Source organism: Aquitalea palustris (assembly GCF_003693445.1).
GTDB lineage: Bacteria > Pseudomonadota > Gammaproteobacteria > Burkholderiales > Chromobacteriaceae > Aquitalea > Aquitalea palustris.
Genome location: NZ_RFAR01000069.1, coordinates 57890 through 68439, shown reverse-complemented (window position 1 = coordinate 68439; position 10550 = coordinate 57890). Strand labels below are relative to the sequence as shown.

The 10550-nt window shown below is 62.1% G+C and carries 7 protein-coding genes; 3 read left to right on the top strand and 4 right to left on the bottom strand.

Annotation, left to right across the window (positions count from 1 at the left end):
• Nucleotides 1–255 precede the first annotated feature (255 nt).
• The 3 genes from EAY64_RS16000 to parC are packed head-to-tail and all read right to left on the bottom strand — an operon-like array spanning nt 256 to nt 5463.
• Nucleotides 256–1587 (bottom strand): sigma-54-dependent transcriptional regulator, encoded by a 1332-nt coding sequence (locus tag EAY64_RS16000; RefSeq protein ID WP_103525733.1) that lies wholly within the window; start codon nt 1585–1587, stop codon nt 256–258.
• Nucleotides 1580–3133, bottom strand: coding sequence for a two-component system sensor histidine kinase NtrB (locus tag EAY64_RS15995; RefSeq protein WP_103525732.1), 1554 nt, complete (start codon nt 3131–3133; stop codon nt 1580–1582). The genes EAY64_RS16000 and EAY64_RS15995 overlap by 8 nt, the downstream gene beginning before the upstream one ends.
• Nucleotides 3133–5463, bottom strand: coding sequence for a DNA topoisomerase IV subunit A (gene parC, locus EAY64_RS15990; RefSeq protein ID WP_411267241.1), 2331 nt, complete (start codon nt 5461–5463; stop codon nt 3133–3135). The genes EAY64_RS15995 and parC overlap by 1 nt, the downstream gene beginning before the upstream one ends.
• 170 nt (nt 5464–5633) lie before the next feature.
• Here parC and EAY64_RS15985 point away from each other — a divergent pair, with 170 nt between their 5' ends.
• Nucleotides 5634–6104 carry a GNAT family N-acetyltransferase gene (locus EAY64_RS15985; RefSeq protein ID WP_103525730.1) on the top strand — a complete coding sequence of 157 codons (471 nt, stop codon included), beginning with the start codon at nt 5634–5636 and terminating at the stop codon, nt 6102–6104.
• 6 nt (nt 6105–6110) lie between these two features.
• Here the strand turns inward: EAY64_RS15985 and EAY64_RS15980 are convergent, their stop codons facing one another.
• The gene (locus EAY64_RS15980; protein WP_103525729.1) at nt 6111–6842 is read right to left on the bottom strand and encodes a BPSS1780 family membrane protein; all 732 of its coding nucleotides are present in this window, start codon (nt 6840–6842) and stop codon (nt 6111–6113) included.
• A gap of 326 nt (nt 6843–7168) precedes the next feature.
• Here EAY64_RS15980 and tkt point away from each other — a divergent pair, with 326 nt between their 5' ends.
• Entirely contained in the window at nt 7169–9154 is a 1986-nt protein-coding gene (tkt, locus tag EAY64_RS15975) for a transketolase (protein WP_103525728.1), read from the top strand.
• Between the two features lie 115 nt (nt 9155–9269).
• Complete coding sequence (gene gap / locus EAY64_RS15970) at nt 9270–10283, top strand: type I glyceraldehyde-3-phosphate dehydrogenase (RefSeq protein WP_103525727.1); 1014 nt, start codon at nt 9270–9272, stop codon at nt 10281–10283.
• The last annotated feature ends 267 nt before the right edge of the window (nt 10284–10550 follow it).

Genomic DNA, 10550 nt, shown 5'->3' with positions numbered 1-10550 from the left:
CAGATTCTGGCCAGACACCGGCCAATTACGCGCTAAGTAATTGAGCGACAAACAACTATGCCGCGGGGGTTTTATTACCGCATTGCTGCGGGTGCACAGCAATGCGTGGAGTAGCGGTTATGCCGGGCACTGAAAACCAGCCGGGCTGGCGCAAAAGGGGGGCACCGTACGGGCACAGGCAGCAAAAAGCCCGGCTGGCGCCGGGCTTTTTGCATGCGGAACGCTATATAGAGGTAATACGCTTCTGCTGCGGGTCTATTTGATACCCAACCTATCCATGCGGTAGCGCATGGAGCGGAAGGTGAGGCCCAATAGCTTGGCTGCCTGGGTGCGGTTGAAGCGGGTGGCATCCAGCGCCTTGAGGATGGCCTCGCGCTCTACGCGGTCGAGGAAGTCCTGCAATGGTTCGCTGCCGGCGTATTCGGCATTCTGTTCATCGTCGGACTGCGCGCAGGGTGTCAGTTGCAGGTCGAGTACATCGACCTTGTCGTCGCCGGCCAGGGCGATGGCACGCTCCAGGATGTTTTCCAGTTCGCGGAAATTGCCGGGGTAGTTATACGCCAGCATGGCCTTGACTGCGTCCGGGGTCAGCCGGGGCCGACTGTCTGCGGTGGCGAAGCGATCCAGCAGTGCGCCGATGAAGCGGGGAATGTCGTCGCGCAGTTCGCGCAGCGGCGGCATGCGCAGTGGCAATACATTCAGCCGGTAATACAAGTCCTGGCGGAACTGGCCGGCCTCGACCAGCGTGGCCAGGTCTTTGTGGGTGGCGCAGATGATGCGGACATCGACGGCTTCTTCTTGCGGGCTGCCCAGCTTGCGTACTTTCTTTTCCTGAATGGCACGCAGCAGCTTGACCTGCATGGCCAGCGGCAGATCGGCGACTTCATCCAGAAACAGCGTGCCGCCATTGGCCTGCTGGAAGAAGCCGTCGCGCTCGCTGTCGGCGCCGGTAAAAGCACCCTTGCGATAGCCGAAGAACTCGCTTTCCATCAGGTTTTCCGGGATGGCACCGCAATTGACCGGTACGAAGGGGCGCTCGGCACGTGCGCTTTGTTCGTGAATCAGCCGGGCGGCCTGCTCCTTGCCGGTACCGGATTCGCCACTGATATAGACAGCCGCCTGGCTGCGCGCCAGTTTGTCCACCATGCGCCGAACTTCCAGCATGGCCGCCGAATCGCCCACCAGCCGTTCGACACTGAGCGGCTTGCCATTGCCTTCTACCTTTAATACCGATTTCACCAGTGTGCGCAGCTGCGCCAGGCTGATGGGCTTGGACAGATAGTCGAAGGCTCCGGCTTTCATGGCACGGACGGCACTTTCGGTGCTGCCATAGGCGGTGATGATGGCACTGGGAATATCCAGCGACTGATCGGCAATGAATTGCACCACCTCGATGCCTTCGCCATCCGGCATGCGCATGTCGGTGAGCACCAGGTCGAAGGGCTCGCGGGCCAGCCGGGCGGTGGCTTCGCCGACATTGCCGGCGGTGACCACTTCCAGGCCCATCTTGATCAGGGTGAGCTCCAGCAGTTCGCGGATATCCGGTTCGTCGTCGACGACCAGCACGCGCAAGACTTTCTTATTCATAGGCATGATGACAGCTTAAACGGAAAACACCGCCCGGTGGGATGTAGTCGAGCCGTGCATCATTGGCCTCGGCCAGTTCACGGGCGATATACAGCCCCAGGCCGGTACCGCTGCTTTCCGTGGTAAAGAAGGGCTCGAACAGGTGTGATTGGGCATCCTCATTCATGCCGGGGCCATCGTCGATGACGCGAATCAGCACTTGTGACTCGAGCTGGCTGATTTCGATTTGCACCGCGCCATGTACGCGCGAGGAGTGTCGCCAGGCATTGGCCACCAGATTGGACAATATCTGTCCCAGATGACCACGGTCGAAATACACGCTGCTGCTGCTGTGGAAGGTGGTGAGAATACGCCCGGCAGCGTCCGGCTGGGCCATGCCGAACTGTTCGAGAAAGTCGAACAGGAATTGCGACAGCCGGATGGTTTCGGTCTTGACCCGGTCGCGCCGGCCCAGCATCAGCACTTCTTCCACCAGCCCGTTGATGCGGCGGGCGTTGTCGCGCACGATGCGGGTCAGCCTTTGCGTGGCGGCGTCTTCTGCGCCTTCGGCCAGCAGGTCGCCGGCATGCGAGATGGCGGCCAGCGGGTTGCGGATTTCATGGGCGATATTGGCAGTGAGCCGACCCAGCGCGGCCAGCTTGATGCGCTTGGCCTCTTCGGCCATATCGGCCATATCTCGCAGGAACATCACCACGCCACGCAGATCGCCGGCCAGAATCGGCACCATACGCCCTGCCAGCTGACGGCCCCGCACATTGCGTTCGACAAACACCGGCATGGGCGAATGGCTGTTCAGCCGCCAGCGTTCGACGATGGGGGCCAGCTCCGGCAGCAGGATGCCGCGCTGCATGCCGGGAAAGTAACGGACGGCCTGGGCATTGAACTGGCGGACGGTGCCGGTTTCATCCAGCACGATGACAGCATCGCGCTGGCTTTGCAGTACCAGTTCGTTCAAGCGGTTGAGGTTGGCAATTTCTCCGCCACGACGCGAAGCCAGCTCTTCCGACTCGCGCGCCACCCGCGCCAGCTGGTAGGTGACCATGGAGGTCACGAAGCCGGCCAGTGACAGCAAGCCGGTCTGGAACAGGTCGGCGGTACTGCCAAACAGCACCTCGTGCCGGTAATGCTCGTAGCCCACATAACCGAACAGGCTGGCGGTGGCAATCGAGGCATAGAACAAGGCATAGCGGCCGGAAGACAGCAGCCCGGCTACCGCCAGATAGGGCAGCAACAGCATGCCATAGCCGCTTTTCACCCCGCCGTTCATGCCCATCAACAGCACGATCATCAGGATGTCGGCGGCAATGGCCAGCGACAGTTGCAGGGTGTGGGCAATCTTGCCGGTACGCAGGGCAAACCAGCAGAGGATCAGCCCGCCATACACTGCCGACCACAGATAGAAACGCGCACCACCGTCGACCAGCGGCTGTCCTTCCGTGCCTTGCAGCAGGGACATGAACAGCAGCACCAGCAACATCAGGGCGCGGAAGCCGTTGACGAAAGCCAGTGCCTTGCGCGGGGTCAGCGGCAGTGGGCGGTCGAGCATCAGGCGGTCTCGACTGACGGCAGGTCAGCAATGGCGGACACTGCCCATTTCTTCGGCATCAGCTTGCCTTTCTTGCCGCGCTTGGCGTCGAATTCGGCCAGCGCCAGTTTTTCGTCGGCCACCTTGCCGCGTACCGATACTGTAGCCAGCAGCGCCTTGTCGCCCTTGACCAGACCGATGGCGGTGACTGACTCCCCGGCCTCCAGCCCCATCAGCATCAGGCCACGACCCTTGGCCATTTCTTTCAGCTCACCAGCAGGGAAGGCCAGCAGACGGCCGTTGTCGGCCGCAGCCACCAGCCGCAGTGCTGCCAGATCGGCCGTGGCGGCCACCGCCACCGGGCTCAGCACGCTTTCGCCCTCGTCCAGCGTCATGAAGGCCTTGCCCGCCTTAACCCGGCCAGCCATGTCGGACAGCTTGGCGACAAAGCCATAACCACCGGAGCCAGCCACCACGAAGCGGGCCTCGTCCTTGCCGGAAATCATCTGTGCCGGCTTGGCGTTGTCCTGCAGATCCACCAGCGAGGCCACCGGCACGCCGTCGCCACGCCCGGTGGGGACATCCGCCGGGTCGATGGTGTAGGCACGGCCCTTGTTGTCCAGCACGATGACCGACCACACGGTGCGGGTTTCCACCACGGTGTGCAGGCCATCGCCATCCTTGAAGGCCAGCGCCGACAAGTCGACATTGTGGCCGACACGGGCGCGGATCCAGCCCTTTTGCGACAGGATGATGGTGACCGGCTCGTCGGCGATGGTCTGGGTCAGCACGGCGCGCTCGGCCGCCTTGATTTCACTGCGCCGCTTGTCGCCGTACTTGGCGGTGTCGGCCATGATCTCGTCGCGGATCAGGCGGGTGAGGGCGTCCGGGGTATCCAGCACATGACGCAGGCCTTCGCGCTCTTCGCGCAGCTCGGACAGCTCCTTCTCCAGCTTGAAACCTTCCAGCCGCGCCAGCTGGCGCAGGCGGATTTCCAGAATATCTTCGGCTTGCGCTTCGGACAGGCCAAAGGCCTTCATCAGGTCGGGCTTGGGTTCATCCGATTCGCGGATGACGCGGATGACTTCATCGATATGGATGAAGGCAATCATGCGGCCTTCCAGAATATGAATACGCTTTTCCACCTGACCCAGGCGGTGCTTGAGGCGGCGGGTGACGGTGGTACGACGGAAATCGATCCACTCGGACAAAATGGCCTTGAGGCCTTTCTGCGCCGGGCGGCCATCCAGGCCGATCATCACCAGGTTCATCGAGGCATTGCCTTCCAGACTGGTTTGCGCCAGCAGGATGTTGATGAACTCGTCCGGGTCCTGGCGGCTGGACTTGGGCTCAAACACCAGCCGCACCGGGCACTGGCTGTCCGATTCGTCGCGTACGCGGTCCAGCAGTGACAACATCAGGCTCTTGAGGTTTTGCTGGTCTTGCGTCAGCGCCTTCTTGCCGGCCTTGAGCTTGGGATTGGTAGCTTCTTCGATCTCGGCCAGCACCTTCTGTGCCGACGAGCCAGGCGGCAGCTCGGAGACAATGACGCGCCACTGGCCACGTGCCAGCTTTTCTACTTCCCACTTGGCCCGCACCCGCACGCTGCCGCGGCCACCTTCATAAGCAGCCAGGATGTCGTCGAAAGGCGTGATGATCTGGCCACCGCCGGGGAAGTCCGGGCCGGGGATGTAGTCCATCAGCTCGCGCGTCGTCAGCTCCGGATTGGCCAGCAAGGCCAGACAGCCGCGTGCCACTTCGGTCAGATTATGCGGCGGGATTTCCGTGGCCATGCCGACGGCAATACCGGAAGCGCCGTTGAGCAGCACCATGGGCAGGCGCGCCGGCAGCAGGGCGGGTTCTTCGAATGCGCCATCGTAATTGGGCACGAAATCCACCGTGCCCATGTCGATTTCCGCCAGCAGCAGTTCGGCAATCGGCGTCAGCCGCGCCTCGGTATAACGCATGGCGGCGGCACCGTCGCCATCGCGGCTGCCGAAGTTGCCCTGGCCATCGATCAGCGGGTAGCGCAGGGTAAAGTCCTGTGCCATGCGCACCAGCGCCTCGTAGGCCGAGCTGTCACCGTGCGGGTGGTATTTACCCAGGATTTCACCCACTACCCGTGCCGACTTCACCGGCTTGGCACCGTGCGCCAGACCCATATCGCGCATGGCATACAAAATGCGCCGCTGCACCGGCTTCTGGCCATCGGCCACCTCCGGCAGCGCGCGGCCCTTGACCACGCTCATGGCGTACTCGAGATAGGCGCGTTCGGCATACAGATCCAGCGGGATGCAGTCGCCCGACAGCGCGTCGGCCGGTGGAGCCGGCGGCGCAGGGGGAACCAGCATGCCGGCAGCGGGCAGCGCTTCGTCAAAGAGATCGTTACTGTTCATGGGGCAGGGCTTGCTTGTGTGATAGGGTTTCAGCTTGTTCATTTGCAGTGCCGCCCAGCTGCACACCGGCCATCAGCCGGGCAGGGTGGGGCACTGCGCCATTCATTATCGAGGGCAATTCTACTATGGCCAGCCTGTTGCAGTGGCAATGCCACCCGTTTGAGGGTTTTACCCCGCACGCACTGTATGAAATGCTGCAGTTGCGCGACCGTGTTTTCGTACTGGAACAACAATCCATCTACGGTGACGTTGACGGCGTCGACCTGCATTGTCACCACCTGCTGGGGCGCGACGACCAGGGCCGCTTGCTGGGCTATGCCCGGCTGATTGCCCCCGGTGTCAAATACCCTGATGCCACCGCCATTGGCCGCGTGGTACTGGAACCCGCCGCACGCGGCAAGGGCCTGGGCAACCAGCTGCTGGCCGAGGCCGTGGCGCACAGTCTGCGCCTGTATCCTGACGCACCCATCATGCTGTCTGCCCAGACCGCCGCCCAGGGTTTGTACGAACGCTTTGGCTTTGTCGCCGTGTCCGCGCCCTATGACGATGGCGGCATCCTGCATGTGGACATGCGCCGCAGCACGCTGGCCGCCTAAGCCAGCTCAGGCTTGCCGTACGGCGAACAGGTCTTTCCAGCCGGTATAGGCCGTGACATACAGCACCGGAAACCACAGCAGCAGGCCCAGGCCCAGCGGTAGCAGCGCCAGGAACAGCAGCAGCGCCAGCATGAAGGCTGACAGCAACACCGCCGGCCAGTTGGCGATACCAGCGCGGAAGCTGTCACGCAAGGCCTGCCACGGCCCCAGCCCGTTTAGCACTACCAGCGCCGGCGCAAACCAGTAACACAGGCTGAGCAGAAACATCAGCGCGGAAGTGAGCAGCATGAAGGGGGCAACGGGACCGCTGAGCTGTGGCAGCTCCTGCCCGGCCTGCGGGGCCGCCATATGGATGCCCAGCATGGGCATCAGCGCACTGAGCAGCATCATCGCCAGCAGTAGTAGCGCCAGATACAACATCCCCACATTCAGCAAGGGCCGCAGCGCCAGCCGAAAACCGGCAAACAGCGCCGCCATTTTCAGCTCCACGCCCTGCTCGGCCTGTTGCGCCGCCAACACGAAACCGGCAGCAAAAATGGGCGCCAGAAAAAAGGTGAGCGGGGCGCCCAGCAGCGGAATAGCCGCCACGGCAAAGTGAATCAGCAAATAGCTGCCGGCCAGCAGCATCCAGGTCAGCGGCTGCTGCCGCACCAGATAAAAAGCCTGCACGATCCAGCGCCAGCCCTGTGTATAGCCAACTTTGCGTGCATCGACGCGTGCCGAGAAATCAGTCTGCATGCTTGTCCCTGTCTGAATGGCTGGTGGTGAAATGTGAAAAACACCCGCCGACTGTCAATGAGGCGGGGGGGTGGCGTCAAGCCCGCACACCGGCGGCGTAGTGGCAGGGTGGGTCTGCCACCATGCCGTCACACAAGGACGGGGCATTGAAAATGCATGAAACTGGCGCACTACCTGCGCCGTGAAGGTTGCCGCAATGCGGCAAAATCAGGGATAATTCCATGATTTAGCGGCGGTTAATTCATGCCAGCGCCATGCGCAGGCCTGAAATCACTGCCGTACCGGTTCTGTCCCGCCCCCTTTACTGTTTTTGAGGTTTTCCCGAAATGGTCACCCGAACCGAGCTAGCCAACGCCATTCGTTTCCTATCCATGGATGCAGTGGAAAAGGCCAAATCTGGTCACCCCGGCGCCCCGATGGGCATGGCTGATATCGCCGAAGTGCTGTGGCGCGATCACCTGAAGCACAATCCTGCCAACCCTTCCTGGTCCAACCGTGACCGCTTCGTGCTCTCCAACGGGCACGGCTCCATGCTCATCTACAGCCTGCTGCACCTCACCGGCTACGATCTGTCCATCGACGACCTCAAGAACTTCCGCCAGTTGCACTCCAAGACTCCGGGCCACCCGGAATACGGCTATGCACCCGGCGTGGAAACCACCACTGGCCCGCTAGGCCAGGGCATCACCAATGCGGTGGGCATGGCGCTGGCCGAAAAAATGCTGGCGGCCCAGTTCAACCGCGACGGCCATACCGTGGTCGATCACAACACCTGGGTATTCCTGGGTGATGGTTGCCTGATGGAAGGCATCAGCCATGAAGCCTGCTCGCTGGCCGGCACCTGGGGCCTCAACAAGCTGATCGCCTTCTGGGACGACAACGGCATCTCCATCGACGGCCACGTCGAAGGCTGGTTCACCGACAACACCCCGGCCCGCTTCGAAGCCTACGGCTGGCAGGTGATCAAGAACGTCAACGGCCATGATCCGGTGGAAATCGCCACCGCCATCGAAACCGCCAAGAAGGGCGACCGTCCGACGCTGATCTGCTGCAAGACCACCATCGGCTTTGGCTCGCCCAACAAGCAAGGCACCCACGACGTGCATGGCGCACCGCTGGGCGCGGCCGAAATTGCCGCCGCACGCGAAACGCTGAACTGGCCGCACGCGCCGTTCGAGATTCCGGCCGAGATCTACGCTGCCTGGAGCGCGCGCGACAAGGGCGCACTGGCCGAGATCGAATGGAACAAGCAGTTTGACGCCTACCGCGCCGCTTATCCGGAACTGGCAGCAGAATTCGCACGCCGCATGCAGGGCGAACTGCCGGCAGCCTGGGCCGAAGCGCGCGATGCCGCCATCGCCAAGATCGTCGACGCCGCCCAGACCGTGGCCACCCGCAAGGCCAGCCAGATCGCACTGGAAGCTTTCTCGCCCAGCCTGCCGGAATTCGTCGGCGGTTCGGCTGACCTGACCGGCTCCAACCTCACCAACTGGACGGGTTCCAAGTGGATTGATGCTGCCGGCAACGGCAACTACATCAGCTATGGCGTGCGCGAGTTCGGCATGGCCGCCATCATGAACGGCATGACGCTGCACGGTGGCCTGCGCCCCTACGGCGGCACCTTCCTGATGTTCAGTGAATACGCCCGCAATGCACTGCGCATGGCCTCGCTGATGAAGATCAACCCGGTATTCGTGTTTACCCACGACTCCATCGGTCTGGGTGAAGACGGCCCGACCCACCAGCCGGTCGAGCAGGTTGCCACGCTGCGCATGATCCCCAATCACCACACCTGGCGTCCGTGCGATACCACGGAAGCCGCCGTGGCCTGGGCCCATGCCATCGAGCAGAAGACCACCCCGAGCAGCCTGATCCTCAGCCGCCAGAACCTGCCTTTCGTGGCACGCGATGCCGGCCAGATCGCGGCCATCCGCCGTGGCGGCTATGTGCTGCGTGATGCCGCCGATGCCCGCGCCGTGCTGATTGCCACCGGTTCGGAAATCGAACTGGCGCTCAAGGCACAGGAAGCGCTGGCTGCCGAAGGCATCGCCGTGCGCGTGGTATCCATGCCCTGCACCAATGTGTTCGACCAGCAGGACAAGGCCTGGCAGCAAAGCGTGTTGCCGGCCGGCCTGCCGCGTCTGGCCATCGAAGCTGGCGTGCCTGACTTCTGGCGCAAGTATGTCGGCCTGGAAGGCGATGTGGTCGGCATAGCCCACTTCGGCGAATCCGCTCCGGCAGGCGTACTGTTCAAGGAATTCGGCTTCACCGTCGACAATGTCGTCGCCAAGACCAAGAACATCATCCAGTAAATAAAGCACAGGCCATCCCATCCAAAAACAAAGCAGGGGTGGCCTTATTTTTGTGGTGTCTCCATTCTGACCCGCTCACGCGGGGAGGCACCAGACTTTCCGGGAGAGTAATAGCATGACCATTCGCATCGCGATCAACGGCTATGGCCGTATTGGCCGACAGGTACTGCGCGCCATTTACGAATACAACCTGCACAACGATTTCAAGGTTGTTGCCGTCAACGCTACTGGCGATCTGGCCACCAACGCCCACCTGACCAAGTTCGACACCGTGCACGGTCGTTTTCCGGCAGACATCGCCCACGATGAAGAAAACCTGCTGATCAACGGCGAGAAGATTCCCTTCTTCTCCACCCGCAACCCGGCCGAACTGCCGTGGAAAGCGCTGGATGTAGACCTGGTACTGGAATGTACCGGTGCTTTCACCAGCAAGGAAAAGTGTCAGCTGCATCTGGATGCCGGCGCCAAGAAAGTGCTGATCTCGGCACCGGGTGGCGACGATGTTGACGCCACCATCGTCTACGGTGTGAACCACGACGTGCTGACCAGCACCATGACCGTGGTATCCAACGCTTCCTGCACCACCAACTGCCTGGCCCCGGTGGCCAAGGCGCTGAATGACACCATCGGCGTAAGCAAGGGCCTGATGACCACCATCCACGCCTTTACCAACGACCAGGTGCTGACCGACGTACGTCACAAAGACCTGCGCCGCGCCCGTTCCGCCACCGAAAACATGATCCCGACCAAGACCGGTGCCGCCAAGGCCGTGGGCCTGGTGCTGCCGGAACTCAAGGGCAAGCTGGATGGCTTTGCCGTGCGCGTTCCCACCATCAATGTTTCGCTGGTAGACCTGACCTTCAAGTCCGGCCGTGATACCACCAAGGACGAAGTCAACGAAATCCTGCAGGCCGCTGCCGAAGGCCCGATGAAGGGCGTACTGGGTTTCAACACCCTGCCGCTGGTTTCCTCCGACTTCAACCACAGCACCGAAGCCTCCACCTTTGACGCCACCCTGACCAAGGTGACTGGCGGCAATATGGTGAAGGTACTGGCCTGGTACGACAACGAGTGGGGCTTCAGCAACCAGATGCTGAAAACCGCTCGTGCCATGTTCGAAGCCAAGTAATCCGCCGGCCCTACAGGGCCGTGCTGCTGGAAACCGGCAGGCGGGACATCGCCGTCCCTGCCTGCCGGCATGCCATGACAGACCCGCTGGCGCTCCGGTCGAGCCTCGCTCCCGGCCAAGGTCCACCATGGTGCCAGCAAGAATTCGCGCTGCGGCTAGCAGCCTGCCGCCCGCCATGCAAGCCCATACTGCTGTAATAAATACACTACTTGATCTGGTATCTGTTAAGCCTGCGGGCTGCCCGGTACAGTAGCTGACAGCAACAAC

Coding starts and splice junctions, on each gene's coding strand:
- EAY64_RS15980 (WP_103525729.1), bottom strand. CDS start 6,842: ATGCAGACTGATTTCTCGGCACGCGTCGATGCACGCAAAGTTGGCTAT.
- gap (WP_103525727.1), top strand. CDS start 9,270: ATGACCATTCGCATCGCGATCAACGGCTATGGCCGTATTGGCCGACAG.
- EAY64_RS16000 (WP_103525733.1), bottom strand. CDS start 1,587: ATGAATAAGAAAGTCTTGCGCGTGCTGGTCGTCGACGACGAACCGGAT.
- tkt (WP_103525728.1), top strand. CDS start 7,169: ATGGTCACCCGAACCGAGCTAGCCAACGCCATTCGTTTCCTATCCATG.
- EAY64_RS15985 (WP_103525730.1), top strand. CDS start 5,634: ATGGCCAGCCTGTTGCAGTGGCAATGCCACCCGTTTGAGGGTTTTACC.
- EAY64_RS15995 (WP_103525732.1), bottom strand. CDS start 3,133: ATGCTCGACCGCCCACTGCCGCTGACCCCGCGCAAGGCACTGGCTTTC.
- parC (WP_411267241.1), bottom strand. CDS start 5,463: ATGCTGGTTCCCCCTGCGCCGCCGGCTCCACCGGCCGACGCGCTGTCG.